The organism is Sulfitobacter sp. M05 (assembly GCF_029285175.1).
Classification (GTDB): domain Bacteria; phylum Pseudomonadota; class Alphaproteobacteria; order Rhodobacterales; family Rhodobacteraceae; genus Sulfitobacter.
The window spans coordinates 135655-160408 of sequence record NZ_JABEDH010000004.1; the positions used below are offsets into that span (position 1 = coordinate 135655).

23 protein-coding genes are annotated in these 24754 nt (G+C 57.6%); 11 read left to right on the forward strand and 12 right to left on the reverse strand.

Translation table 11 applies throughout. The features are described 5' to 3' along the window. Positions 1–317 precede the first annotated feature (317 nt). Together HKX44_RS16050 and HKX44_RS16055 are read right to left on the reverse strand one after the other, a co-directional pair. A complete protein-coding gene (locus HKX44_RS16050) occupies positions 318–3107 on the reverse strand; it encodes a methyl-accepting chemotaxis protein (RefSeq protein ID WP_276152385.1) in 2790 nt (929 codons plus the stop codon). 93 nt (positions 3108–3200) lie between these two features. Next, positions 3201–4355 (reverse strand): ABC transporter substrate-binding protein, encoded by a 1155-nt coding sequence (locus tag HKX44_RS16055; protein WP_276152386.1) that lies wholly within the window; start codon positions 4353–4355, stop codon positions 3201–3203. A 385-nt stretch (positions 4356–4740) separates the two neighbouring features. Here HKX44_RS16055 and HKX44_RS16060 point away from each other — a divergent pair, with 385 nt between their 5' ends. Further along, positions 4741–5946 carry an efflux RND transporter periplasmic adaptor subunit gene (locus HKX44_RS16060; RefSeq protein ID WP_346348188.1) on the forward strand — a complete coding sequence of 402 codons (1206 nt, stop codon included), beginning with the start codon at positions 4741–4743 and terminating at the stop codon, positions 5944–5946. Further along, entirely contained in the window at positions 5946–9068 is a 3123-nt protein-coding gene (locus tag HKX44_RS16065) for an efflux RND transporter permease subunit (RefSeq protein ID WP_276152387.1), read from the forward strand. The genes HKX44_RS16060 and HKX44_RS16065 overlap by 1 nt, the downstream gene beginning before the upstream one ends. Positions 9069–9109: 41 nt before the next feature. On the opposite strand, the gene HKX44_RS16070 is transcribed toward HKX44_RS16065, so the two are convergent. After that, complete coding sequence (locus HKX44_RS16070; protein ID WP_276152388.1) at positions 9110–10111, reverse strand: PAS domain-containing protein; 1002 nt, start codon at positions 10109–10111, stop codon at positions 9110–9112. Positions 10112–10118: 7 nt separating this feature from the next. Then, on the reverse strand, positions 10119–10343 hold the full coding sequence (locus HKX44_RS16075) for a hypothetical protein (protein ID WP_276152389.1): 225 nt from the start codon (positions 10341–10343) through the stop codon (positions 10119–10121). A 186-nt stretch (positions 10344–10529) separates the two neighbouring features. Between HKX44_RS16075 and HKX44_RS16080 the strand changes: the two genes are divergently transcribed. Both HKX44_RS16080 and HKX44_RS16085 read left to right on the forward strand, forming a co-directional pair. After that, complete coding sequence (locus HKX44_RS16080) at positions 10530–11213, forward strand: nitroreductase (RefSeq protein ID WP_276153726.1); 684 nt, start codon at positions 10530–10532, stop codon at positions 11211–11213. Positions 11214–11297: 84 nt separating this feature from the next. Further along, on the forward strand, positions 11298–11864 hold the full coding sequence (locus HKX44_RS16085; protein WP_276152391.1) for a hypothetical protein: 567 nt from the start codon (positions 11298–11300) through the stop codon (positions 11862–11864). Between the two features lie 31 nt (positions 11865–11895). Here HKX44_RS16085 and HKX44_RS16090 read toward each other — a convergent pair whose 3' ends face one another. From HKX44_RS16090 to HKX44_RS16100, 3 genes are all read right to left on the reverse strand, one after another. Next, positions 11896–12999 (reverse strand): thiolase family protein, encoded by a 1104-nt coding sequence (locus tag HKX44_RS16090; RefSeq protein ID WP_276152392.1) that lies wholly within the window; start codon positions 12997–12999, stop codon positions 11896–11898. After that, on the reverse strand, positions 12996–14174 hold the full coding sequence (locus HKX44_RS16095; RefSeq protein WP_276152393.1) for an AMP-binding protein: 1179 nt from the start codon (positions 14172–14174) through the stop codon (positions 12996–12998). Before HKX44_RS16095 ends, HKX44_RS16090 begins: the two co-directional genes overlap by 4 nt. Positions 14175–14481: 307 nt before the next feature. Further along, on the reverse strand, positions 14482–15465 hold the full coding sequence (locus HKX44_RS16100) for an AraC family transcriptional regulator (RefSeq protein ID WP_276152394.1): 984 nt from the start codon (positions 15463–15465) through the stop codon (positions 14482–14484). 140 nt (positions 15466–15605) lie between these two features. Here HKX44_RS16100 and HKX44_RS16105 point away from each other — a divergent pair, with 140 nt between their 5' ends. From HKX44_RS16105 to HKX44_RS16115, 3 genes are read left to right on the forward strand one after another with little or no spacing between them, the layout of a single operon-like run. Further along, on the forward strand, positions 15606–16046 hold the full coding sequence (locus tag HKX44_RS16105) for a cupin domain-containing protein (RefSeq protein WP_276152395.1): 441 nt from the start codon (positions 15606–15608) through the stop codon (positions 16044–16046). Positions 16047–16058: 12 nt separating this feature from the next. Then, positions 16059–17546: an NAD(P)/FAD-dependent oxidoreductase gene (locus HKX44_RS16110; protein WP_276152396.1), complete on the forward strand. Its 1488-nt coding sequence runs from the start codon at positions 16059–16061 to the stop codon at positions 17544–17546. A 5-nt stretch (positions 17547–17551) separates the two neighbouring features. Then, on the forward strand, positions 17552–18370 hold the full coding sequence (locus HKX44_RS16115) for an alpha/beta hydrolase (protein ID WP_276152397.1): 819 nt from the start codon (positions 17552–17554) through the stop codon (positions 18368–18370). 115 nt (positions 18371–18485) lie between these two features. Here HKX44_RS16115 and aqpZ read toward each other — a convergent pair whose 3' ends face one another. The 5 genes from aqpZ to HKX44_RS16140 all read right to left on the reverse strand — a co-directional run bounded on the left by aqpZ (position 18486) and on the right by HKX44_RS16140 (position 21505). After that, a complete protein-coding gene (aqpZ, locus tag HKX44_RS16120; RefSeq protein ID WP_276152398.1) occupies positions 18486–19181 on the reverse strand; it encodes an aquaporin Z in 696 nt (231 codons plus the stop codon). A 162-nt stretch (positions 19182–19343) separates the two neighbouring features. Then, positions 19344–19511 carry a hypothetical protein gene (locus HKX44_RS16125; RefSeq protein ID WP_276152399.1) on the reverse strand — a complete coding sequence of 56 codons (168 nt, stop codon included), beginning with the start codon at positions 19509–19511 and terminating at the stop codon, positions 19344–19346. Positions 19512–19707: 196 nt separating this feature from the next. Then, entirely contained in the window at positions 19708–20583 is an 876-nt protein-coding gene (gene sigJ, locus HKX44_RS16130) for an RNA polymerase sigma factor SigJ (RefSeq protein ID WP_276152400.1), read from the reverse strand. Further along, positions 20580–21122 carry a hypothetical protein gene (locus tag HKX44_RS16135; protein WP_276152401.1) on the reverse strand — a complete coding sequence of 181 codons (543 nt, stop codon included), beginning with the start codon at positions 21120–21122 and terminating at the stop codon, positions 20580–20582. The genes sigJ and HKX44_RS16135 overlap by 4 nt, the downstream gene beginning before the upstream one ends. Further along, positions 21119–21505 (reverse strand): hypothetical protein, encoded by a 387-nt coding sequence (locus HKX44_RS16140; RefSeq protein ID WP_276152402.1) that lies wholly within the window; start codon positions 21503–21505, stop codon positions 21119–21121. Before HKX44_RS16140 ends, HKX44_RS16135 begins: the two co-directional genes overlap by 4 nt. A gap of 227 nt (positions 21506–21732) precedes the next feature. Between HKX44_RS16140 and HKX44_RS16145 the strand changes: the two genes are divergently transcribed. From HKX44_RS16145 to HKX44_RS16160, 4 genes are read left to right on the forward strand one after another with little or no spacing between them, the layout of a single operon-like run. Next, the gene (locus HKX44_RS16145; RefSeq protein WP_276152403.1) at positions 21733–22086 is read left to right on the forward strand and encodes a hypothetical protein; all 354 of its coding nucleotides are present in this window, start codon (positions 21733–21735) and stop codon (positions 22084–22086) included. A gap of 3 nt (positions 22087–22089) precedes the next feature. Then, positions 22090–22437 (forward strand): hypothetical protein, encoded by a 348-nt coding sequence (locus HKX44_RS16150; RefSeq protein ID WP_276152404.1) that lies wholly within the window; start codon positions 22090–22092, stop codon positions 22435–22437. A gap of 1 nt (position 22438) precedes the next feature. Continuing rightward, entirely contained in the window at positions 22439–23578 is a 1140-nt protein-coding gene (locus tag HKX44_RS16155; protein ID WP_276152405.1) for a LysM domain-containing protein, read from the forward strand. A gap of 13 nt (positions 23579–23591) precedes the next feature. Further along, on the forward strand, positions 23592–24644 hold the full coding sequence (locus HKX44_RS16160; RefSeq protein ID WP_276152406.1) for a hypothetical protein: 1053 nt from the start codon (positions 23592–23594) through the stop codon (positions 24642–24644). Positions 24645–24754 lie beyond the last annotated feature (110 nt).

The following is a 24754-nucleotide window of genomic DNA, read 5'->3' on the forward strand; positions in this document are numbered from 1 at the left end:
TAAGCCCCGCATCTTCTGTCGTGTCAAGTTTCTGCTGTCCCCTTTTTTGCCTCTCTGGGGAATGGCGGCGGCTCGACCTGTTGGGCAATGCTGGAAAAGGCATTTCAATCGGGAAGGAAAGCGCGAAGGCCCGCAGTGGCTACCGACATATTGGCCTCCTATCCGGAAATCAGGTTGGTTCACAGAACAGGGATTATGGGAGTTCTTAAGGTTGAAATGACCCTGCAACTTGAAAATACAGTTGCTAGGGAATTGGAGCAGCATCAGGCCATGGCTGTAATAGCACGGCGTATCACAGCCGGCTTTGGCCATTTGATTTAGGCGGCTTTATCGTGATCCTCAGCGGGCGGGGCGCTTTGCGGTTCCGCATTGTCAGTGCCGGCGGGCGTCATCGTTGAGAACCCCGATACCATACCTATAAGCTGTTGAGATTGTTCTGTTAAAGATTGGTTCGCTGCGGTTGTCTCTTCGAACATGGCTGCGTTTTTCTGGGTATTGCTGTCCAGTTCTTCAACAGATTGATTGATGCCCGCTAAGCTGCGCGACTGCTGATCCGAGGAGGAGGCAATCTCGGTCATTGTCTGTGCCATTTTCGAAATTTCGTTCAGGTTCCAATCAAGCCAATTGCTGTTCTCGGCAAGCAGGGACACACCGGTTTCAACCTGCGATGTGGAGAGTGAGACAAGTGATTTTATCTGATCTGCGGCTTCAGAACTGCGGTGCGCCAGTTGACGGACCTCCGAGGCGACAACGGCAAATCCGGTGCCTGCTTCTCCTGCGCGGGCCGCTTCCACTCCGGCATTCAACGCAAGCAGGTTGGTTTGGAAGGCAATGGCGTCAATAACGCCGACGATCTTGCCAATCTCGCTTGAGGAACCTTCGATTTCCCGCATCGCATGGACGGCATCGGTCATTACCTGGCGGCTTTGTTCGGTTTTTTGGCTCACCTCATTGGCATCCCGTGCTGCGTTTGACGCCCCTTTTGCCGCGGCAGATACACCTTTTGTCATTGCATTCAAAGCGGTGGCAGTCTGTTCAAGTGTGGTCGCGGCTTTCTCGGTGCGGGTGGCAAGATCCAGGGATGCTGCGGTGATTTCGCTGCTGCTCTGGTCAATCGTGTCCGCGCAAATACCGATGTTGTCGATGATACCAGACAGGCTAACGACGGCAGTGTTATAATCTTTGCGCAGCCCTTCATAACTTTGTGGAAAGGCGGTTTCGATCGCAAGGGAAAGGTCACCTTTGGAGAGCCGGTGAAGCCCGTCCGCAAGCTCCGATACCACCAGCGCCTGTTCCTTCGCCCGCAGGTCACGCTCTCGCTCTTCTTTGAGGCGAATTGCCTCTTCGCGGGCAAGTGTTTTGGCCTCGCGGTCACGGTCCTCTTTTGCGCGGGTTTCCGCAAGCTGGCGGGTTTCTTGTTCCGCCTCTCGCTTTGCCTGTTCCGCACCGCGTTCGGCGGCCAGCCGCTCTTCCTGATTGCGTTTTTCATCCGCTTGCAGCCGGATGCGTTCCAGAGCTCCTTGCCTGAAAATATGTAATGCCCGGGCCAATTTTCCGATCTCGCCATGTTGCTGGGTCAATTCGGTAATCTCCGAAAGGTCGCCACGGGCAAGGCGTTCAGTGACTTGGGTAATGCGATTTAATGGTCTGGTGATCATCCACCAGATCAAACCCGGCGCGAGCAAGACGATCGCCGCGCTCGTTATGCTGATGATCCGGATCCGGTTTTGCGCAGTCCTGACCTGAGCGTTCAGGATGGCGGCGCTGGATTCGATATGAGAACGCGCGACAAAGGCGTCCTCGGCCACAACCGTCGCGATCTGACCGACAGCATCTGTTGCAGTCTGAGTAGCCTGAACGGCCCGTTGGTTTGCCGTAATTGCCGCCCCTCTCGTAAAAACGATTCCCTTGGCTGGATCGGCCATTTGCAGAATTTCTGTCAGGTATTCCCGTATGTCCGCGCCTGTCGCCTCCATAGCGGTTGCCAGCTGCGCGGCTGCCTGCTGCAGCTCCGCGTCATTGCGGTCGAGTTCTGCCGCATCGCGCGACAGGGCAACCTGTAATATTGCTGAAATTAGGGATTTCGTCGCGGCATTCAGTGCCGCCTGCTTTCGTATGCCCATAACCTGCTCATCCAGCAGAACCTTGATCGCTTCTTGGTTGGCGGCTTTTGTATCTTCGCTTTTTATGACAAGTTCGAAATAGATATCGTCCAGTGCCGCTGAAAGGTCGGCGTCTGCGGCTTGGCGCAAGGCCAAAATGGCGGTCGGGCGGACTGTCCTGCCGGTGTTTTTGAACGTCTTCATCAACTCTGTCTGCGACTTCTTCAAACTTTCAGCCAAAGCCTGTGTTGTTTCGGCCGAGGACAGTTGCCGGAGTAAATCGTTCAGGTGCTTGTTCGCCGCCGTCGCCAGATCGGCAAGAACGGTACGGATAGAACTGTCTGTGGTCTGCGTCTGGCTCAACGCCAAACCGGACAGAAGGTTCATTTTCGAATGAACCGTCAGCGTGGACTGGTACAGTGCAAAGTCGCTTTCGATGAGCTGCGTGAGGCTGGCGTCAACAGAGTTGATGGTGGCATCGCCCCCGGTAACCATCTGCGCAAAGGCCGTGTCGGAAGCCTCAGCAAGAATCCCTGTGGCCCCTGTCGCAAGCCGGAGCGCTTCTTTGATCTTATCTGCGACCGACGCTTGGCTAAGCAGTGCTTTTTTTCGGGCTGTTGTTAGGTCGGCCAGGCTATCTTCGACCTCGTTTACCAATTTGGTCATATCTTCCTGGGCCTCGGGTAGGCCTGTGCCTGTGTTTTCGCGCAGCGCAGCAAGGGGGGGCTGCATGGCCTTGGCCAAACGGTCCAGTTCAGCTGTGGACTCGGCGACCAATACCTCCAACAGAATGTTTCTAACTGTGTCGGTGGTGGTGACAACCTCGGCACTGGTGCGCAATTCTGGCAAGTATTCATCGGTCAGCACGGCCATGTTGCTGGCGATGGATTGGAACACCAACCATGCCACCACAATAGCGGCTGTTGTCATGGCGGCCAAGGCCCCAAAAATCAGGCCAAGCCGGACAATGACCGATCCCAAGGCGTTTGATATTCCAGATTTCATTTGGTTGCCTGCTTTTAGAAAGTGACGTAATGTCAGATGATTAGGCGAGATAATGAAGGCGGGGCCGCCGCAGTGCAGACGGCCCCATATGCATCAGCCGCCAGCGCCCATAGGTTCAAAACCACCATCAGGACGAATGCGGGTTAGAAAGACGTCGTCCGACCCTTGATTGTCGCCTGGCCCAAATTCCAGTGACATGCCGCCCAGATCGACCTGGCCCAGACCGTTCATTGCTGCCATGAAACTGGTTCGCGTCAACTCGGTTCCGGCAGCATTCAATCCCGCAATCGCAAGGCGTCCGGCGACATACCCCTCCAAGGATACGAATCCAGGTTCGGCGGTGGCATCAAGCGCGGTCAATGCGGCCTGATATTCAGCCACAATCGGTAAGGAGCTGTCCCAGGGTTGCGGTACAACCTGACTGACGATCACACCTTCGCCAGCCGCCCCCAGTTCGGCGGCAAACGCCTTGGAGCCGACAAAGGAGATTGTCATGAATGTCGGGTCCATCTTCATCTTTTTTGCAAGTTTTACAAATTCCGCCAGCGGTTTATATGCGCCAACCATGACGATAGCCTGCGGTTTCGCCTTGCGGATTTCAAGCAGAGCCGACTTCACCGCAACTGTGTTGCGAGTATAGGTACCCTCGGCGACCAACGACATGCCACGGGCATCCAGCGCCTTTTTGACACCGGACAGTCCGACACGACCAAAACCGTCGTCCTGATACAGGATTGCAATGTCGGTAATCCCTTCGACATCCACCAGATGGTCGATCCATGCCTGTGTTTCCGCGTCATAGGTTGCGCGCAGGTTGGTCACATTACGCAGCTGCGGATTTCTCAGGAAACCGGCACCGGTAAACGGGGCGACCATCGGCATGCCAGCGTCAGTGGCAATCGGTTGCGTGGCTTTTGTTGTGGGGGTGCCAACGGTGCCGATCAATGCCAGATAAGCATCCGCCGCAATCGCCGCGCGGACCTGATCGATAGACTTGTTCGGCTCGTAACTGTCATCTATCGCCTCCAACCGGAGTGTCCGCCCGTGGACGCCACCGGCGCGGTTCGCCTCTTCAAAGGCGGCTGTCAGCCCTTGTCGCATGCCAAGACCAAGCGCGGCAGCTGGCCCTTCAAGGGCGGCAACTTGTACAAAATCCACGGTTGTTGCGGTGACGCCTTGGCCGGCTGCAAGCGAGGTACCCGAAAAAAGGGCGGCAGCGAGGCCTGCGGAAAGAAGTTTGCGTATCATAAAATTTGATCCTAGGGCTGGTTGATTAACCAGAGACTGTATTTCCCATAGGTTTTTGTTTTGTTAATCCACGATTGCGGAAGCCGTGGCTTTTGCGGCAAGAGCCGACCGAATAGCCAAATTTCGTTTCAAATTGATCTCACTAAAGCGGGCCGCACCAAAGGAGGAGGGATCAAAGCAGGTAAGATTTGCAGGCGCAGTATATGAATACCTTTCCCGCAGAGGGCTTTTTCCCAGTTGCGGCATACCTATATGTCAAAACGCTGCCGGTCGGCCTATGCTGGCGCTTGTGCACCTGCGGTGGTTGGTGCCACGTCTAAAAACGTAGACACGAAGATAAACGAGTACACAGGGCGACAAGGCCGCAGGCCAGAGGAACCGAGCGATGACAAAAGAGAGCGCAGATGTGAGCAAAACGGGCGGTGCATCCGGACCCGCCGAAACGCCGATGTCATCGGACGGTGCGTCGCGGCAGGTGAAGCAATCGCCGTCCTCACCGCGTGCATTGACATTCAACGATGACAAAGGCGCGTCGCGCTCGACCTGGATCGCCGGTCTTCTGGTGCTGGCGATTATCGGCTGGATGGGCAGCGGATTTATTTTCCCTGCCAAAGAGGCGGCCCCCGTGAGTGCCCGCGAAGACGTGAAACCTGTTGCGGTGGCAGTGACCCCATCGGTGGCCGAAACGGTGACCCAGTATTATCAGGCAGAAGGGCAGGCATTGCCGGACCGCGACACACAGCTGCGCGCAGAGACCTCTGGGGATGTGGCGCAAGTTCTTGTTTCTAAAGGGCAGGATGTCGCGGCGGATGCGGTCATTGCACGGTTTGATCCAGCGAATAACCAAGCCGAAAGCCGGCGCGCCGCCGAAGAGTTGACCCGGGCCAAACGGGAGTTCGACAATGCTGAGAAACTGCTTGAGCGCGGGGTGGCCACGGTTGACCGCGTGACACAGGCGCGGGCCGCATTGGCGGCAGCGCAGGCGCAGGTCACAGAAGTGCAACAGGACGCCAAGGCATTGACCATCACCGCGCCCTTTGCGGGCCGGATCGAAACCCTTGATCTGGACGCGGGCGAATTCGTGTCCGCAGGCACGGTCGTGGGGCGGCTGGTGGACATCACCCCGCTGACGGTCGCCATTCAGGTGCCGCAACAATCTCTCAGCCGCATTTCGGTTGGCCAAACCGCGACAGTGAAATTCATCACCGGCGAGGAACGTCAAGGCGAAGTGACCTTTGTCGGCACCTCGGCAGCATCCGAAACACGTACTTTTCTGGCCGAGGTCGAAGTGGCCAATGACGACGGTGCCATTCCCGCCGGCATTTCAGCCGAGGTTGTGATCCCAACGGGGAAAGCGAAGGCACATTTCCTGTCGCCGTCGATTGTCTCGCTGGACACCGAGGGCACGTTAGGCGTCAAGACGGCAGATGCCGAAAACAAGGTAGTGTTCTTCCCGATCGAGGTGGTGCGGGCGCAGATAGATGGCATCTGGGTGACCGGCCTGCCTGATACGGTGGATGTGATCACTGTCGGGCAGGGCTATGTCAACGAGGCCGAAGTTGTGGCCCCCTCTGTGCAGGAGCAGAACTGATGGAAGGCATCATCAACGCGGCGTTTTCTCGCTCGCGTGTTGTGGTCATGGCGCTTGTGATGGTGCTGACCGTCGGGGCATATGCCTATGTCTCGATCCCGAAAGAAGCCAACCCCGAAGTTCCGCTGCCGCTGTTTTACGTTTCCACCGGGCTGGACGGGATCAGCCCGTCTGATGCGGAACGCCTGCTGCTGGAGCCGATGGAGACCGAGTTTGCCTCGATTGCGGGGCTGGACAGTATGAAATCTGACGCCGCCGAAGGCTTTGCCAGCATCCAACTGGAGTTCCTGCCCGGCGGCGACAATGACGAAGCCCTTGATAAAGTGCGCGAGGCGGCGGACCGCGTGGAATCCGAACTGCCCGAAGATGCGCGTGACATCACAATCACCGAAATCAACACCGCACTATTCCCGATCATCACCGCCATCCTGTCCGGCCCAGTGCCAGAACGCACTCTGAATACACTGGCCGAACGGCTTCAGGAGGAGATCGAAGGCCTTGAAGGGGTGCTGGAGGCAGAAATCGGTGGCCAGCGCTTCGAATTCCTCGAAGTGCTGATCGACCCGACAGTCTTCCAGACCTACAACCTGTCCTTTGAAGAGCTGATTGGCCAGATCCAGCGCAACAACCGCTTGATCGCAGCGGGGGCGATTGAAACCGGATCGGGACGGATTGTCCTGAAGGTGCCCGGCCTGATCGAAGACCTTGAGGATGTGATGGCGATGCCCGTCAAGGTACGCGGCAACGCGGTTGTCACCTTCGGGGATGTGGCCACAATCCGCCGTACATTCGAAGACCCGAGTTCTTTTGCGCGTATCAACGGCCAACCGGCGCTGGCCCTTGAGGTCACCAAACGGTCGGGCGCAAACATCATTGATACGGTTGCAGATGTAAAAGCGCTGGTGAAGGAGATGAGCGTCGATTGGCCCGAAAGCGTCAAGATCACCTATCTGCAAGACCAGAGTAAACAGGTCAAAGACATGTTAAGCGATCTGGAGGCCAATGTGATTGCGGCGGTGATCCTTGTGATGATCGTGATTGTTCTGGCGCTTGGCGGGCGTTCTGCGATCCTTGTGGGCCTGTCCATTCCGGGGGCCTTCCTCGCTGGTGTCATCGCGCTTTGGACTATGGGCTATACGATGAACATTGTTGTTTTGTTCTCGCTGATCCTTGTTGTCGGGATGCTGGTTGACGGGGCCATTGTCACAACCGAACTGGCCGACCGAAAACTGCAAGAGGGTGCCCCTGCCAAGCAGGCCTATGCCGAGGCGGCAAAGCGGATGGCCTGGCCGATCATCGCCTCCACGGCGACCACCCTAAGTGTTTTTTTTCCGCTGTTGTTCTGGGATGGCATGGTCGGGGAGTTCATGAAGTTCCTGCCCATCACCGTTATTCTGACCCTGTTTGCATCCCTGTTCATGGCGTTGGTCTTTATCCCGGTGGTTGGTGGGTTGATCGGCAAACGGCAACCTCAGACCGCAAAGGCCAAGGCACAATTATATGCCGCCGAATTGGGCGATCCACGCGACATGACCGGGTTCACAGGCGGCTATGTCCGGCTGCTACAATGGGCCATTCTTAGGCCGGGGGCGACGGTGCTGCTGGCCGTTGCGCTTTTGCTGGGAGGCTTCGGGCTTTACGGGACATTCGGTAAGGGCGTCACTTTTTTCCCGTCGGTTGAGCCGGAATTCATGCAGGTGCAGGTCCGTGCCCGCGATAACTTTTCTATCTTTGAACGCGATGCGCTGGTGCGTGCTGTCGAAGACCGCATTCTGGGATATGACGAAATCGCCAGCCTCTATGTCCGTTCGATGATGAGCGCGGGGCAGGGCGATGAGGAAACCATCGGTGTGCTACAGCTTGAGCTGACCCCGTGGGACACCCGTCGTCCGGCAGCCGAGATTGGCGAAGATATTCGTGAAACTGTCGCGGATATTGCCGGCATTGACGTTCAGGTGCAGACCGAAAGTGGCGGGCCGACCGCCGGCAAACCTGTCAATCTTGAAATCACCTCCCGCAACCCGGCAGTGCAAGGGCTGGCGGTCCAGCAAATCCGCGACATTATGGACGGTCTGGGTGGCTTCACCGATGTCACGGATACCCGTCCGGTGCCGGGCGTCGAGGTGTCGATCCTTGTCAACCGCGCGGAAGCTGCGCGTTTCGGGGCCGATGTCAGTCTGTTGGGGCAGGCGGTGCAGCTGTTGACGCAGGGCATCACAGTTGCCGATTACCGCCCCGACGATGTCGATGGGTCGCTGGACATCCGCGTACGTTTCCCGCGCGAAGAACGGTCACTGGCAGAGCTTGCCGGGCTGCGGGTGCCAACGTCGTCCGGGCTGGTGCCGATCTCCAATTTCGTCACCTTCGCCCCTTCCGAGCGCACCGGCATCATCCGCCGCATTGACGAGAAACGCGTCACCACCATCGAGGCGAACGTGGCACCGGGGCTGTTGGTGAATGATCAGGTCATTGCGTTGACAGCGGCGCTGGAGGCAGCAGAGCTGCCCGAGGGTGTCAATTTCAGTTTCGCGGGTGAGGCGGAGGATCAGCAGGAAAGCATGATCTTTCTGGCAAGCGCCTTTTTTGCGGCGATTTTCATGATGTTTGTGATCTTGGTGATCCAGTTCAACAATTTCTTTCAGGCTTTCATCGTAATGAGTGCCATTGTCTTTTCGATTGCCGGTGTCCTGTTGGGGCTGATTATCACCGGGCGTCCCTTTGGCGTGGTCATGGGGGGGATCGGGGTGATCGCACTTGCGGGGATCGTGGTGAACAACAACATCGTTCTGATTGACACCTATAACGATCTGAAAAAATCTGGTCAGGCCCCGCTTGAGGCCGCATTGCGCACGGGCGCACAACGTCTGCGGCCGGTGATCCTGACCTCAGTAACCACGGCGCTCGGCCTGATGCCCATGGTTATCGGTGTGAACCTGAATTTTTTCACCCGTGAGGTGGTCTATGGGGCCCCGTCGACACAATGGTGGACGGAACTGTCCTCGGCGATTGCCGGTGGATTGGTAATCGCCACGGTGCTGACCTTGATTGTGACACCGGCCATGTTGATGCTGGGCGAACGTCACCGACGCAAGTCTGCGGAGGCACCGGTGCCTGCCGCATGAGGGGCGTGCATGTGGTCTGGCACCGGGGCGACAGGCTGTCCCTAAATCGGTAACACCGCCCGGGCAATCAGACCGTCCTTATTCCATTCAAGGTCAAGTGTTCCGCCCACGGCTTCGATCAGATCATTGATGATCTGTGAACCGCTTTGTTGTGCCGGTTTCACAACGCTGGGGCCGTTCTTTTCGTGCCAGTTCATCAGCAGGCAGTCTTCGCCGTCGTCGCTGGCGGTCTGCCACGTGATGTCGACCAGCCCCGCACAGGCACCCAGCGCCCCGTGTTTGACAGAGTTCGTCGCCAGCTCATGTAAAACAAGCGCGACACAGGAAAGCAGATGGGGCGGAATAATAATCGCATCCCCCTGAAGGTTGAACTGTGACGGGCCTTTGGGCGCATAAGCGCCAACAATTGTTGTGACCAATTCGGCCACTTCGACAATGGCCTGTTTGTCTGCCTGACCGATGGTTTGCAAATGCGCATCGCTTAGGGCGCGCAGCCGCTCGACCAGAACAGTGCTGAGGTCGGCGCGGCCCGCCTCTTCGGCGACCGTCATCTCGATCACCACAGCCATTACATTCACAATATTGCGCAGCCGGTGGATCAGCTCGGCCTCGGCGAGTGCTTTGGCTTTTTCCTCGGCTTCGCGTTTTTCGCTGATATCAAGCTGCGATCCGAAGAAATAGACAACTTGTCCGTCATCTCCAAGGATCGGGCCAAGCTGTAGCGCGTTAAGAAAGCTGCTGCCGTCCTTGCGATAGTTCATGATTTCAACTGTTTCGACCTGCTGTGCCTCAATCGCACGGCGCACCGCATTTACGCTTTCCGGAGTGGTCGCTTCCCCCTGTAATATTCGGCAATTTGTTCCGATAACCTCGTCTCTGGCATATCCGGTCAGCGACAAGAACGCATCATTGGCAAAGACAATCGGGTTGTCAGGGATATTGGGGTCGGACACACAAAGTGGGATACGGGCCTGCCGTACTGCCTCGGCAATCGCCTTGTCGTTTTCGAAGTCCCAGCGTGCTTTACTTACCAATATATTCACGAGAAACTTACCTCCAGCCGGACTTGTCCGCCGTTTCCACCTTATGCGCATCTGGGTAAATGGTCTGTGGATCGGCAAATTCGGTCCAGATTAGAATAGTTTGTATAAGGCGGGCAACAGCTGATGTTTTCGCAATAGCGGAAATTTCATGCGCCGCCAGACGATAGGCAAGACGGGCGTGAGAAAGACCAATAGCGCAGGCGGGCTGTGCCGTTTTGTCGGTCGATTTCACCCTACAAAAGCTTGATAAAGCGCGGTATGCCCTGATCACCCCCACGCGCCGGCGGTAGGGGGCACAGGGGCTTAGGGAGTTTGAAATGCGAAGACATATCGCTGTCATCGCCGTCGCTGATCCAAACAAGGCTACCATCGGCCCTGAGTGCTTAGGCGCGGGGGCGGTATGCCCGGAAGGGCGCTGATGGTGTCCGGTTTCGCCGATGTCCTGGCGCGCCGACGTTCTGTGCGCGCCTTTACCAACCAACGGGTCGAACAGGCGGCACTGCAACGGATTTGCCGTGCTGCACGGCGCGCGCCCAGTGGGGCCAACCTGCAACCGGGTATATTCCATGTATTGACGGGCGCAGCCTTGCAAGGCTTGATCGACCGGTTGCAAGCTGCACAGGAGAACGCCGAACCGATCAGTGAGGAATATTCCTATTTCCCCGACCGGATGACGGCAGAACTGAAAGACCGGCAGCGGCGCGCGGGCTATGCGCTCTATCAGGCGTTGGGGATCACGCGGCGTGATATCGCAGGGCGGCGGGCGCAATTCGCCAGAAACTACGCGTTCTTCGGGGCACCTGTCGGCGTGGTGGTGACGATTGATCCGACCATGGGAAAGGGCTCTTTTATGGACCTTGGCATGGCGATCATGGCCTTTCTCCTTGCCGCTGAAGACGAGGGGCTGGGTGCATCCGGCATCGGGGCTTTGGCGAACTATGGACCGCAGGTGCATCAGCATCTTGAATTGCCAGAAAACGAAATGGTTGTTTGCGGTATTGCGGTGGGTTTCCCGGACAGGCAGGCAAAAGTGAACCAGTTCAGAACAGAACGCTGTGATTTGCCGGATTTCACGCGCTTTCACGGGTTTGAAGAGACATGAACCGTCGCTTCAAGCTTGGAGGGAGTAAGCGAGCCGTAGGGTCCTGCCCCTCGGGGTGATGGACGAAATTGAAGGGGTAGGGCAATGAACCGCCAGCCAGATGTCACTATGGCCGAGTGCGAGGCCGCGCTTGATCATATCGCAGCGGCGCCAAAAGACGGGGCGGCCATCCGACAGCTCTGTGTGCGGCCCGATTTTGGGGCCCGCGCCTTCCCGTCGGAAATTGAACTTTCCCGGGAACAGGGCATCGCGGGTGACCGCTGGCCGAAGCATCCGTGGCTCAGGCTTGCGAATGGTGATCCCGATCCGAGAATTCAGGTTTCGGTCCTGTCAAAACGTGTGATGGACCTGTGCTGGCGCAACCGGGTCGAAATGCCTCATCCCGGTGACCTGTTGGTTGTGGATATGGAACTCAGCGAGGCCAATCTTCCTGTGGGTACGGTGTTGCAGGCAGGGCAGGCCAAGATCGAAGTCAGCGATAAATTCAACACGGCCTGCGTTAAATGGCGACGTCGATACGGGGATGACAGCTTTCGCTGGATTAACCTCGAAAAGAACCGCCCGCTGCGGTTGCGCGGGGTTCTGTGCCGTGTTGTTCAGGATGGTCTGGTTAGGACGGGCGACAGGCTTTGCAAGGATGCTGTGCCTTAGAGGGCGCGGCGCGGTGCCGGAACGCGGGGCTTCAACCATCTCTTTGCAGCACCAGCGCTGTGCCCAGCCCCCCGGCGGCTGCAATCGCGGCAAGGCCGCTGCCCGTGCGCCGTTGCAGTTGATGAAACAGATGAACTGCAAGTATCGCGCCGGACGCGCCGATCGGATGCCCCCGGGCAAGGCTGCCGCCCCATGGATTGACGACGGTGGGATCCACCCCCGCACCGCGGAGACAGGCAATTGCCTGAACGGCGAATGCTTCCATGATTTCAACCGTATCAATGTCTTTGGAAGTCATCGCGAGATCTGCAAGCGTTTGCTTGATTGCGGCCACCGGTGCCAGGCCGGGCAGGTCAGGGGTGCCCGCAACGGTACACCCACCCCGCAGCGTGACGCCGTGCAGGCCGCGGGTGGCGGCCCATTCCGATGATGCAACAGCGACAAACGCGGCACCATCAGCCGCAACAGACATATTCGCCGCCGAAATTGACCCCGAAACACTGCGCGCTTTTGCGCAGTGCCGCGGGCCAAGGTCGCGTGTGAAAGCGTCATGGCTGACCCCGCTAACCTCTACGATATGGTCAGTTGGTGCTGCGCGCGCCGCCGCGTGGCTGGCAATGGCCCAGGCATCTTGTTCGGCCTTTGATATCTCGTAATGGCGCGCCAATTGGTCTGCTGCCTCGGCCATATCGGGGTCACGATCAGGCCACGGGGTGAACCGGGCTTGTTGGTATTGCTCTGGTGGGCGGCGGTCGGCAAAGGTCTGGAAACGCAACGGCATCCTTGAATAGCTTTCGGCCCCGCCTGCGATGACAAGCTTGTGCTGGCCAGAGCGCACCAGAGCGTCAGCCAGCAACAGTGCATCCAGCCCCCCGACGCATTGGCGGTCGATGGACAGCCCGGCCACCCGTTCGGGCAGACCTGCGTGCAGGGCAACAATACGTGCCGGATTTCCGCCGCCGCCCAAGGCGTTTGCAAGGATCACCTCGTCTATATCGTCCGGTTGCAGCCCGGCATCCTGCATCACCGCATGAAGCACGGGGCTTGCGATTTCCTCGATGGACAGAGGCGCAAACGCACCGTTTCTGGGCACAACTGCACTGCGCCGTGCCGCAATAAGGACGGAACCTGTCATGCCTTAGCCTCCAACATGATCTTGAGCGCAACGAGGTCGGGTTTGCCAGAGGGCAGCATGGGAAAATCGGTGATGATCCGCACCTCCCTGGGCACATGGGCCTCACCTAAGGTCGCGCGGCACTGCAGCCTGATTGCGGCAGGGGTACAGCCCTGCGTGGCCGGTTTCACAAAGCAGACTGCGCGGTTGCCCCGGTTGCCATCCGGTATTGGCACCACGGCGCAGGCGGTGACAGTCTCAAGTGAGGCCACGGCGTTTTCAATAGCTTCCGGATAGACGTTTACATCAGAGACCGTGAACATGCGGTCAGAGCGCCCCTTGAGAAACAAGAAACCATCACAATCCAAATATCCGATTTCGCCTGTCGTGACAAAGCCGTCCGGTTGGAGGATCGAGGGCGTGTTTGCCCCGACATAGCCCTGGGCCAGATAGGGGCTACGCACACGGACCTCACCATAGCCCTGCGTCTGGTCTGTCACAGCGATGTCAATCTCCACACCCGGATAGGGCCGCCCGACCGATCCTGCGGGGATGTCGTGACGGGCCAGCGTGATGAAGCTTGTCTCGCTTGTCCCGTAAAACTCGGCGATCTGCGCAGACGGGAAAAAGCTGCGTAAGCGGGTGCGATCTGTGGTCAGAAGTTTACCGCCCCCAACCAGAATATGTTGAACTGCCGGCAGTGATATAACACCGGCAGGGGGGGCTGCCGCAATCAGCTGCTTTAGCTGGGTCGGCGTGGCGTAAAGGGCCGTAACCGCACGCCTTTGCAGGGCCTGCACCTGCGCTTTTGGAAACATCTCGCTCAGAACGCTCAGACTGGCCCCGATGTGCAGCGCTTCAAGAACTGCAAAAAGACTTAAGGAATGACCAAGCGCCCCAAGCACGGCGTAGTGATCCGCAGGCCCCAGACCAAACAAATCCCCCGCACGTTCAAAGCTTGCCTGCCAGCTTGCAGGGCTGCGACGGATCGTTTTCGGCGCGCCCGTACTGCCGGAGGTCTGGCAATCCAGCCACTGTTGCTGCCCCGTCCCTTGGCGGATCGGCGTGTCGTTACAATAGCCGGACTCGATCGGCAGCCCCTTGTTAAGACAGCTTAGCAGTGCCTGCATGCCCGCTGCCTGTGGGTCCAGAACCCCTGCGTTGGGATGTAGGTGAAAGGTTGCGGGGGCGATCATTGCAATGGGCCTTTGGGGCGCGCTGCCAACAAGTGATCCATGGCCGCCGGATTGATTGCGGCGGCAAAGCGGGGGAAACCTCGGGGCCTCCCGGATGGCTGCGTGATGTTCATAGGTTAACCTGACCAAGAAACCCTGTTCTGCCGATGTCAAAGCGCCGTTGGACAAGACCGGACGCCCGCCCGTTTGCCCTGACCATCAAACGGCCAAGCGCCGGGAATACGGCCAGACTGTTCCCACTTTTAACCGCTTCGGGCAACCTGTTTACGAAATTGTCGCTGACGGTGCAGAATGAATGGGTCTGAGTCTAGGTGATGGTCTCTTTGTGAGGCAAATGGCCGAAACGGGATTTATAGGCGCTGGAAAAACGGCCCAGATGTGAAAACCCGGCCTGATAGGCCGCGTCGGTCACGCTGGGTGCGTCCTGTTTTACCGAAAGATAATAATGCGCTGCGTCAAGCCGCGCCTCGCGCAGCAGCTGCATGGGCGATTTTCCGAATGTTCGCTGAAAGCCTTTTTGCAAGGTTCGCACGTTAACGCCGGTGTGCGCGGCAATATCGGTCAGTCTGATCGGCTCTGATAGATTGTCGTGGATATAGGCCACCGCGCGTTTAATGTCAGCGGGCAGGGCGTGATGGTCTGCCGCCTCAAGCATATGAGAAATATTGCTGCTCTGATGGTTTAACAGGGTCGCGACCAGTTCGGTTTCCGCCCACATGTCCTGCGCCCCGCAAAGGCCGCCCAAAAGCGACCCTTCGCCAGCCATCAAAGCCGCGCGCTTCAGAATGCGGCGGATATGCTGACCCGGTTCGGTCTGCATGTCGACGACCGGGTCAAACCGGATCGGGCCAGGGGCAGGGCGCCCCAAAAGGTCAGCCGCGACCTTGCCGAGAAATTTCTTGTCGATCTGCAACATTAGTTTCCGGCAATCGCCATGCCATTGCATTTGTGTTTCACGGTCGGGGTTCAGTAAGGTTGCGGTTTGCGCATTTGCGACGATGTCACGGCCCCGGTGACGCACAAGGGCGGTCCCGCTGAGCGGGGCTTGCAACAGATAGAAGTCCTCCAACAAGCCGGGGTCGATTTTCACATCCGCGCCATAGTGCAGGTAATTGATCGACACATGTTGACCGGCCACGTGGTTGTGCCGCACAGCCAGAGCGTCGAACCGCGAAGATTTATCCAGCTTGTGATCGCAGAATTTTTCCGTCACCCGATGGCGTGCCTCGTCCAGATCATCGGTCCGCAAGAGCGGATATGCGGTTAGATATTCGGCAAACTGCCCGTTCATATTGTTCCCCCTCCGCAAAACTCTGGCGGATGGCATCACCTATTTCAAGCCTAAAACATTTAGATTCGTTTTTTGGATAGTGGGTCCTGAGCTTCTGCCGCAGGATGCTTCCTACCCAACAAAGAGGAGGAGGAAACGTCATGGACAAAGGTATAACACTTGCATCTGACGGTATCGAAAACATGTCATGGAATGTCGTAGGGCAAACCTATGTGCCCAAGCTTGTCAGCCCGAATGCCTTTATCTGGCACGCCACAATTCCGGCAGACACGTTTGTACCACACCATATTCATCCGACACAGGACGAATGGATCAACGTGCTGTCGGGCAATCTGGAGATCGAGTTTCTGGGGGATGTCCACAAGGCCGGTCCGGGCGATGTGGTGCGGATGCCGATGGGCGAGGCGCACGGAATTTTCAACCGCTCCGGTGCAGAGGCAACCTGTGTGTTTGGCGTCGCACCTGCGCGCAAACTGTTTGATCTGTTCCAGCAACTAGACGGCGTAACCGACCCCGAGGAGCTGGTTCGCGTGTCGGCTCTCTACGAGGTCGACTTCCTGCCACCTCCCGAAGATGTGTAAGGGGGGCACAGAATGGTAGATCGCAAGAAAGTTGCCGTTATCGGCGGCGGCGTCAGCGGGCTGGCTGCGGCCAAGGCGTTTGACGAAAGAGGGCATCGGGTCTGTGGTTTTGAACGCAGCCATGATTTTGGCGGGGTATGGGAACTGTCGCGGTCCTATCCCGACGTGCAAACCCAATCCCCCAAAGACCTGTATTGTTACACGGATCATCCGATGCCGCAGGACTATCCTGAATGGCCAAAAGGGCCGCAGGTACACGCCTATCTGCATTCCTATGCGCAAAAGCATAACACGGCCCGCCTGTTTCGCCTGAACACCACGGTCAAAACGATGGAACGGCGCGCGGACGGTCGCCCCGGCTGGACGCTGACACTTGAGGCTGGCGCGCAAACCTGGTCTGAGGATTTTGATTTTGTCTCTGTCTGCACGGGGCAGTTTTCGGAGAAGAACATCATCAGCCACCCCGGACAGGATGATTTTGTCGCCCGTGGCGGAGAGGTGATGCACTCGTCCGAATATACCGATCCTTCGGTCTGTGCGGGCAAGGATGTCGTTGTGCTGGGCGGTTCGAAATCGGCCACGGATATCGCCGTGAATGCCGCCAAAAATGGCGCAAGATCGGTGCGGCTGGTCTATCTGGAGAACGTTTGGCGGGTGCCGTATTTCGTTGGGGGCATCAACTTTAAGCGATTGTTGTTCATGCGGGCTCAGGAACAACAGTTCAATCAATGGGGCAAAAGCCCGTTGCAACGGGTGATTGCAGCAGTGCTGAAACCCTTGGTTTGGGTGAACTTCCGCGGGCTTGAGACCCTGCTAAAGACGCAGTTGAAACTCAAGAAACACAATATGGTGCCGAAAGTGCCAATCGAAAAAGATGTGTCCTGTTCCATTCCGATCGTGACGCCGGGTCTGATCGAATGTCTGGATAAGGGACAGATCACGCCCGTGCTTGGCACATTCGACAGCTATTCAAAGGCGGGGCTCAAGCTTTCGACCGGTGACACCGTTCCTTGTGATGTCGCAATCCTTGCGGTGGGCTGGAAACTTGGCGTGCCCTATCTGCCGCAGGAGTTTCAGGAGAAATTGATCGAGGATGATGGCCAGTACCGGGTTTACCGTTTGTCCGTGAACCCCGATCTGCCCGACATGGGGTTTGTTGGTTTCAATTCTAGCTTTTGTACGGTGCTGTCTGCCGAGATGATTGCAAACTGGCTGGTGCGTTTTGCCGATGGAAAGCTTTCAAATCAACCTTCTGCCGGCGAGATGAACCAGAACATTGAAATGATGCTGAACTGGAAACGTAACGAACGCCCGGCGGCCAAGATCTACGGCGGTCTGTGTTCGGCACCCTTCCATTTCAAGCACTTTGATGAATTGCTGGCGGATATGGGCGCAACCAAGAAAAAGCGCGACAACCCCTTGGCCGAACAATTCTCCTATCCAAATGCGGCGGCGTTTGGGTCTTATCTGGCCTCTACCGAACAGTATCAGGCAGGATAGGCGCAATGTTGAAACCGATCAAAGACTGGGACGATGCTTTTGCCAATATGGCGCATATCGCCGGATCCGAAGCATTGCCCGGCCTTTGGTCGGACAGTGCGGCAGCCTACCGCGCCAGCGGGGTAAATGTCGAAACGGATATTCCCTATGGTGATCATCCGCGTGAAAAGTTCGATCTGGTCTGGCCCGAGGGCACACCCAAAGGGCTTGTTGTGTTCATTCACGGCGGGTTCTGGATGCGGCTGGATAAATCCTTTTGGACCGATTTTGCCGAAGGGGCGCGGGCAAAAGGCTGGGCGGTTTGCCTGCCCAGTTATACGCTCGCCCCAGAGGCCCGCATTCAATATATGACCACGCAAATCGGGGCGGCCATTACTGAGGCCGCGCAGCGCGTGGCCGGGCCGATCCGTCTGTCGGGCCATTCCGCCGGCGGGCATCTGGCAAGCCGCATGATCAGTGACACCAGTCCTTTGCCAAAGCTGATTCAGGACAGGGTGTGTCATACAATGTCGATCAGTGGCCTGCATGACCTGCGCCCGCTGATGCATACGGCGATGAACGATGTCTTGCATCTGGACGAAGCCGAAGCCCGTGCTGAAAGCGCCGCACTTTTGCGTCCGACCACGCAATCTCCGATCACCTGTTGGGTTGGCGGCGGCGAACGACCGGAGTTTATCCGCCAGTCCAGATTGTTGGCGCAAATTTGGGGCGGTCTGGATGCGATGATTGAATGCACCGTGGACGGGCAACATGATCACTTCACCGTCATTGAGGGGTTAAGAGACCCCGAAAGTGCAATCACTCAGGCACTTGTCTGCACCTAAAGCGTCCCGCCCCCGCAGTGCGTGATGTAAATCTGCGGGGGCAAGGCCGGGTTTGTGTCATTTGCAGCTGTGCCGCGCCTTACCGCATACGCCTGTGCGCAATGCCATGGTTGGGTTACTCCTGCTCTGGTGCGAAAGCGTCGAGGCGGCCTGATTTAAACAACAGACCTGCCGCAACCGCACCAATGACGGGGGCGACGATAAACAGCCAAAGCTGCGCGATGGCCGTTGTGCCTGCAAAAAGGGCAGGGCCAATTGAGCGCGCAGGATTCACCGAGACACCGGTCACGTTGATGCCGACAAGGTGGATCACGACCAGCGCCAGACCAATCGCCAGACCGGCCATTGCTGCAGGCGCGCCTTTGCCGGTGGAGCCCAGAATGACAACCATGAACAGGAATGTCGCCACAACCTCGAAAACAAAGGCGGAAACCACGCTGTATTCACCGAGATAGCCCGCGCCCCAACCGTTTTGCCCCAATCCGTTCTGCGCGACAGAATAATCTGCCTTACCCGACATGATAAGCAGCAGAACCAAGGCGGCGGTGACTGCCCCTGCGACCTGCGCGATGATGTATTTGATCGCCTCTGCCATGGTCATCCGACCCGCGGCGACCGCGCCCAACGACACTGCCGGGTTGATGTGACAGCCCGACACCGGACCGATGGCATAAGCCATCCCGATCAACGCCAGCCCAAATGCAAAACTGATCCCTGTAAGGCCGATGTCCGCGCCGGCAATCACGGCTGACCCGCAACCGAACAGTACCAGTGTGAAAGTGCCAATGAATTCTGCGATTTGTTTGTTCATTTCCCATCTCCTTGTTGGATGCAGTTTTTGATGGAAGCAAAAACCACCCCAAACTAGAGGGAAATTCGGGGCCGGAACCTCAGAATGGTTCTTGTATTGGGGGCAAGCAGGGGGCGGCCACCAATGGGATGCCCCTCTTTCCGGCACGGTTTCGGTGAGGGATCAGACGTCGTCCGGTCTCTCTAGAACGCAAATCGGCAGGTCGCCCGGATGCTGCCCGCCACCCATGTCCAGACAGATATCATCATAAATGAACCGCTGGTACTTCTGCCCAATGATGAAGGACACAACAGCCACAAAAATCAGGGTAAGCAAGAATTTCCAACGCATGGGATTTCGTTAACATTTTCGCGGAGCATGGGCCAGCCGGCAAAACGTGCGGGCCACCGCTTGCGTCTGCGGCGCGGCGCTGTTTCGTAGGTGCCGATAGCGCCCGACCTTAAACATGAATCCCCAATACCCTGCCACGCTGCGCGTTCTCGGGACATCGGTGATACGAAATGCTTCAGGTTAAAGGCCGGACACTTTAGTGTTCGACCAGCCCCAGTTTGTCCGGGTTTCTCATGATGTAGAACCACGCAATCTTGCCGTTTTGATCGGGCGCAAGCGTGGTGATCGAATCCAGCGCCCCCCGATGGTAACGCAAGAGCGCTGGCTTGGTATTCACCACTGCGATCCCGTTTGTCCAGCCGGCTTCGGCGCGCGCCTTTTCGTGCAGAGCCCGAAACACCTGTAAAATTTCGCTGTCGCCGATCAACGGGCGCCGCGCCGCACGTCGTTTCGCCCCGCCGTCAGAAATTGCAACAGAGTTGGGTGTCAGCAACGACAGCGCCGCATCAAAATCTTCGGCCATGATGGCCATAAAGAACCGCTGGCTTAGATCGGCGACTTCCTCGGGCGTGGCGTCAAACCGAGGACCGGTATCTTGCAGTTTCTTTTGGGACCGACTGACCAGCTGGCGGCAGGCCGCCTCGCTGGTGCCCAGCGTGGCCGCAATGTCGCAATAGCTGGCGTCAAAGGCTTCGCGCAGGATGAATGCCGCGCGTTCGCGTTCCGTCAGCCGTTCCATGGCCCAAAGCAGCGCCAGTTCGCATTCTTGGGCAAGCTCGAACGGGTGGACCGGTTCTTGCAATTCCGATTGCATCAGGGGCTCGGGCAACCAGGGGCCGACATAGACCTCGCGTTGCCGGCGTGCGGATCGCAGGGTGTCGATTGCAATGTTGGTGGCGACCCGGCGCAGCCAGGCTGTGGGGTTGTCGATCTGGCCTGCATCGACGCGGGCCCATTTCAACCAGGTGTCTTGTACCGCGTCTTCTGCTGCCGCCCGTTCGCCCAACATGCGATAGCAAAGAGAGATCAGGATCGGGCGTTGGCCTTCGAATATGTCGATGGCGATGTTCATGAGGAGGGCACCACCGTCATCGTTTTCTCCCCGACCTTTACACGGATACAAGTCTGATCAAAGCCTAAGCCCCGTTTCAACACCGGATATACCCGCCCGCCCGATGCTGCAAAAGAGGCGGCTGTGACCGCAGCGGGGCCAAACCGCGTTTTGATTTCATCCCGAAGTATTTCGAGTTCGGGAGTATTCGCCAGAACCGCTTGGGAAAACCGGAATCCAAGGCCGACATCCCCCGCAGCCGTTGCATTGCCTTCTAGACAAAGCGCCAGCTGCTTTTGCGGCACCTCGGCCTCTATGGCAATGTCAACGATTAACTGTCCGCACGATCCGCAATCCCCGTCCAATGTCGAGGCAAGCAAGGCACCGGCCCAAACGCTCTGGGCATCCTTGGGGCCACGAAACTGGCTATAGAGCGGTAATATTGCCAGCCGAAGCCCCGCTGATGTCGAGGTATCCGCAACATGGCCCATATAGCTGGTATCATAATTGTACCGCGCGCCGAACCGGCGAAAACCTGATTTGATGAGCGCACGGATCATGTTTTCGCCCTTTCCGGTTTCATATTGGCCGCAGCGATTAGCCCTGCAAAAGCGGGAATCTGAATGCCGATCAGGTTGACGAGCGCAATGAGGTCTGCCGGCGTGCCGCGATGCACCCAAATCCAGATATGAAACAGCGCATGCAAGACCAACCAGGATGCACCACAAAGTCCAGCTGATTTATCATTGTTGATACCGGCCCAGATCAACGCCGCGCCGCTTGTCAGGTAGGCAAGGGCGACATCTTTGGCAAAATGAAAGTTCATTGGCCCAGTCTGCGCGACCCCGGGAATAAACTCATACCAGTGCTGCGTGGCAGCCCACATATAGGTCGCGGTCACAACCGCAAGTCCGCCGACCCCGATCAAAATTGAATGTCGCATCTTGTCTCCTGTTTTGAGGTTTCACAGACAAGACGATCCGGTTTGTGGGTTTGTGACGGGCTTGGCGCAAAAAACCGCAGCGGGCAGTGACACGGTCGCGAATTGACTTCAGAGCAAGGGGGGCGTTACCGCGCAGAGATGCACCTGAGCCGTGGATTTCATAACACCCCAGGCGGGCTGTGCTGGGCGTCTTGCCATCAGTAATTGCGCTGGATATACAGCCTAATATGTTGATTGTTTCCGCAATTTCCTTTGTTTTGCTTATTGTGCTTGCCCTCGTGGGAGAGAGCATTCTGCCGCTTTATGGTGGCGACAGAGAGCTGGCAGCGCGGGCGTCAAAAGTCAGTTTTGTTGTTTTGGGCGGAATCGCCTTTGCTTTTGCCCAACCGGCCATCTGGGGCTTCTTTGCCGGGGCCTTGCAGCGTGTCATCCTGCGTGGGGGATCGAATTCTTCAATGGCGGAAACGCTGGCGCAACCGGGGTTCAAGTCCGGCGTCCAATCTGTTGCTTTAGGACTGTGCTGCTTGTTTCTGATTGCAACGGCGGTTCTGGCGCTGCACCTTTGGCGGCAGCGCTGGTAAGTCATGCCCAAGTTTTCGGATCAGCAATTCAAGACCTTCCGTCAGCTTAAGCGAAACGGTTTTTATGAAAAGCTGCATCTGGATTTGCGCGGGTTTATGGCACGTAAACTGCCCGATGTCGCGCTGGAAGATGGTGATGCCCGCATCAGGCAGGCCTTCCAGACCTGCGCCGATCATGGCTTTCGCACGGAAAAACAGATTACCACCTTGTCTTATATTCTGGTTACATTCCCGCGTGACTATGCGCAGTCCGAGCGCTTTGGCTGGCTCGATGCGCTGATCCGGGCGAAGGCGACGCCCGGCGTGCGTCTGAGCCGCATCAAGGCTGTTATTAAAGCAGGAGCATCCTGACATGGCCGACGTGATCGAAATTCAAAAAGGCGACACGCTCACTCACATTGCGCGCGACCGCAATACGTCTGTGTTGCATTTGGCAACGACCAACGGCATATCAAACCCTGATAGAATTTACGCGGGCGATCCGCTTGTTGTGCCAAGCCGCCCACAAGGCCCTTCTGCGATGACGACGGCCCCACAACAGCCCACGGCCCCAACGCCGTCACCGCACGCCCCAGCTGCGCCAGCCCCTGATATGCCGCCGCAAGCTGACAGCACACCGCCGGTACAACCGCAGGCCCCCGATGCCGATACCCCACCCGAGGCAATAGACGGTGTCGAAGAGGGCGAAGAAGCCGCGGACGCAAAGTCGGACGAAGAGCCCGAAGAGGTGGTGTGCAACTGCCCGGAGGACGAAGAGGAGGACGCCGAAGAGACGGAAGGTGATCCACCAGCCGACGATGGCAAGCCGCCGATTGTTCGGGCCGGCGGGGACGAAAATGTCGATGTCCTCTATGCCGAAGGTGATGCAAACGCTGAATCGATGGGGGCCTTGGGTACGGTCGATGCCGAGGCGCGTATTGGCGCGGCGCGCATGGATCATGCCGGTACCTTTGGGGATAATCCGGTCGGCGGTTCACAGCAGATGGACCTGATGACCGCCGGTGCAAAATTTGAGGGCGGTATTGTCAATGGTGCCGGCCTACAGGCGCAGGCCGATGCCACAGGTGTCAGCCAGCGCGGCTCGTTGTTCTTGGGCAGCGATGAAAACAATCCCCTTCTGGAAGGCGGCGCTGCTTACACCCTTGGGTCTGCCGAAGCGAAGGCAAACGGGCTCTTGGGCAACGACGGGACGCGGCGCGGCATTGCCTTTGGTGCCGGCGCACAGGCAGCGGCAGTCAAAGGGGATCTTGATGGCGGTTTCAGCATTCCGATCCCCTTCACCGACTGGACGTTCGAAGGCCGTGGAAAACTGGGCGGTAGCCTTGGTTCGGCAGGGCTGGCGGGCAATGTGCAGGCCTTACAAGACCTTGAGACCGGCAGGTACCATGCCGGGGTATCCGGTGCGGCGGCGCTGCTTGCCGGGATTGGCATTGATGTTGATTTAAGCCTTGGTCCCGCCTACACAGACCGCCAGCGGCCAAATGGCCCATAGAAGTGGAGAAACCATGACCGATATTCCCCTTCTAGCGCAGCCCACACGCGATGCGCAGGTGATCGAAGCGACCTACCTTGATGCGGTGGTGCGTGAAGGTGTCTTTATGGCGGGCGCGTTTCAGATGGCCTTGCCAAAGAACTGGACAGTGGACACCGCCGGCGCGAAAAATCCGCCAACTGTTGATACTCCGATTATCGAATTGGCCCGCGCCGTGCCCGGATTGCCAGAGGCCTTTGGTGCATCGCATGATGCGGCCGTGCAGATTTGGTGCGTTTTGCTTCCGCGGGTGATCAACGGAGTGGACTGGCTTAGAAGGTGGACCCAGACTCAGGGCTATGAAATCCATGCGATCCGCGAATTGCCCACCAAAAACGGCATCATGGGCGATGTGGTTGTGACCTCGGCCAAGACCGGCAGATTGCACCGGATGGTCACCATAAAGGATGGTGATCTGATATTTTTGGTGGATGGTTCGATTGATCCCAAAGGCGCGCCACAAGACGCAAACCTGCAAGAAATCGCTTTGATGGCAGCCATGCGGTTCAAATTATTGGCCCCCTCAAGAACCCGCTACGCCGAGCCGGTGTCCGAAGAAACCTTGTCCAGCCGGATCGGGCAAATCGCGTTCTTCCTTCCGCAAAGCTGGGACAAAAATCCCGCAGAGGACGCCCCCGAAGATGGTGCCTTGCGCAGCTATGTCACGCGGGTTCAGGAGGAGGCCGCGGGCACCTTGATCGTTGCCATGGGCGGGGATGACACCACAGCCGAAGCGATGGAAGAGACCCTTGTCGCGAAATTGAACAATCAGGGCCATCAGATCGGCAAGGCAACCATGACGCTTGACGCCAAAAAGGGTGATTACCGCTTTTCGGCCTGGCGGCGGACAGGGCAGGTGGGGGCGGATCGCGGCGTGTATCTGTTAACCTTACGGGGTGGGTACGAGGACATGCCGGTGTCAATCGCGATGCTGTCTCCATCTCCGCAAACCGCATTCGAAGCCTATGCCGTGAACCGGCGGGTTTTCGAAATTGTGCTGGAAAGCCACGCAGTCGGGCTGCGCTAACCTCAGGCACGTTACAGCAGTTTGAGCCTATCGGTGAAAACCGTGAAATTTGCTCTGGCCGGTATCGCGTGAAGCTGTTTATGATCGGGTATTTCATATCCTTTCATTTT

Coding starts and splice junctions, on each gene's coding strand:
- HKX44_RS16050 (WP_276152385.1), bottom strand. CDS start 3,107: ATGAAATCTGGAATATCAAACGCCTTGGGATCGGTCATTGTCCGGCTT.
- HKX44_RS16055 (WP_276152386.1), bottom strand. CDS start 4,355: ATGATACGCAAACTTCTTTCCGCAGGCCTCGCTGCCGCCCTTTTTTCG.
- HKX44_RS16060 (WP_346348188.1), top strand. CDS start 4,741: ATGACAAAAGAGAGCGCAGATGTGAGCAAAACGGGCGGTGCATCCGGA.
- HKX44_RS16065 (WP_276152387.1), top strand. CDS start 5,946: ATGGAAGGCATCATCAACGCGGCGTTTTCTCGCTCGCGTGTTGTGGTC.
- HKX44_RS16080 (WP_276153726.1), top strand. CDS start 10,530: ATGGTGTCCGGTTTCGCCGATGTCCTGGCGCGCCGACGTTCTGTGCGC.
- HKX44_RS16085 (WP_276152391.1), top strand. CDS start 11,298: ATGAACCGCCAGCCAGATGTCACTATGGCCGAGTGCGAGGCCGCGCTT.
- HKX44_RS16090 (WP_276152392.1), bottom strand. CDS start 12,999: ATGACAGGTTCCGTCCTTATTGCGGCACGGCGCAGTGCAGTTGTGCCC.
- HKX44_RS16095 (WP_276152393.1), bottom strand. CDS start 14,174: ATGATCGCCCCCGCAACCTTTCACCTACATCCCAACGCAGGGGTTCTG.
- HKX44_RS16100 (WP_276152394.1), bottom strand. CDS start 15,465: ATGAACGGGCAGTTTGCCGAATATCTAACCGCATATCCGCTCTTGCGG.
- HKX44_RS16105 (WP_276152395.1), top strand. CDS start 15,606: ATGGACAAAGGTATAACACTTGCATCTGACGGTATCGAAAACATGTCA.
- HKX44_RS16110 (WP_276152396.1), top strand. CDS start 16,059: ATGGTAGATCGCAAGAAAGTTGCCGTTATCGGCGGCGGCGTCAGCGGG.
- HKX44_RS16115 (WP_276152397.1), top strand. CDS start 17,552: ATGTTGAAACCGATCAAAGACTGGGACGATGCTTTTGCCAATATGGCG.
- aqpZ (WP_276152398.1), bottom strand. CDS start 19,181: ATGAACAAACAAATCGCAGAATTCATTGGCACTTTCACACTGGTACTG.
- HKX44_RS16125 (WP_276152399.1), bottom strand. CDS start 19,511: ATGCGTTGGAAATTCTTGCTTACCCTGATTTTTGTGGCTGTTGTGTCC.
- sigJ (WP_276152400.1), bottom strand. CDS start 20,583: ATGAACATCGCCATCGACATATTCGAAGGCCAACGCCCGATCCTGATC.
- HKX44_RS16135 (WP_276152401.1), bottom strand. CDS start 21,122: ATGATCCGTGCGCTCATCAAATCAGGTTTTCGCCGGTTCGGCGCGCGG.
- HKX44_RS16140 (WP_276152402.1), bottom strand. CDS start 21,505: ATGCGACATTCAATTTTGATCGGGGTCGGCGGACTTGCGGTTGTGACC.
- HKX44_RS16145 (WP_276152403.1), top strand. CDS start 21,733: ATGTTGATTGTTTCCGCAATTTCCTTTGTTTTGCTTATTGTGCTTGCC.
- HKX44_RS16150 (WP_276152404.1), top strand. CDS start 22,090: ATGCCCAAGTTTTCGGATCAGCAATTCAAGACCTTCCGTCAGCTTAAG.
- HKX44_RS16155 (WP_276152405.1), top strand. CDS start 22,439: ATGGCCGACGTGATCGAAATTCAAAAAGGCGACACGCTCACTCACATT.
- HKX44_RS16160 (WP_276152406.1), top strand. CDS start 23,592: ATGACCGATATTCCCCTTCTAGCGCAGCCCACACGCGATGCGCAGGTG.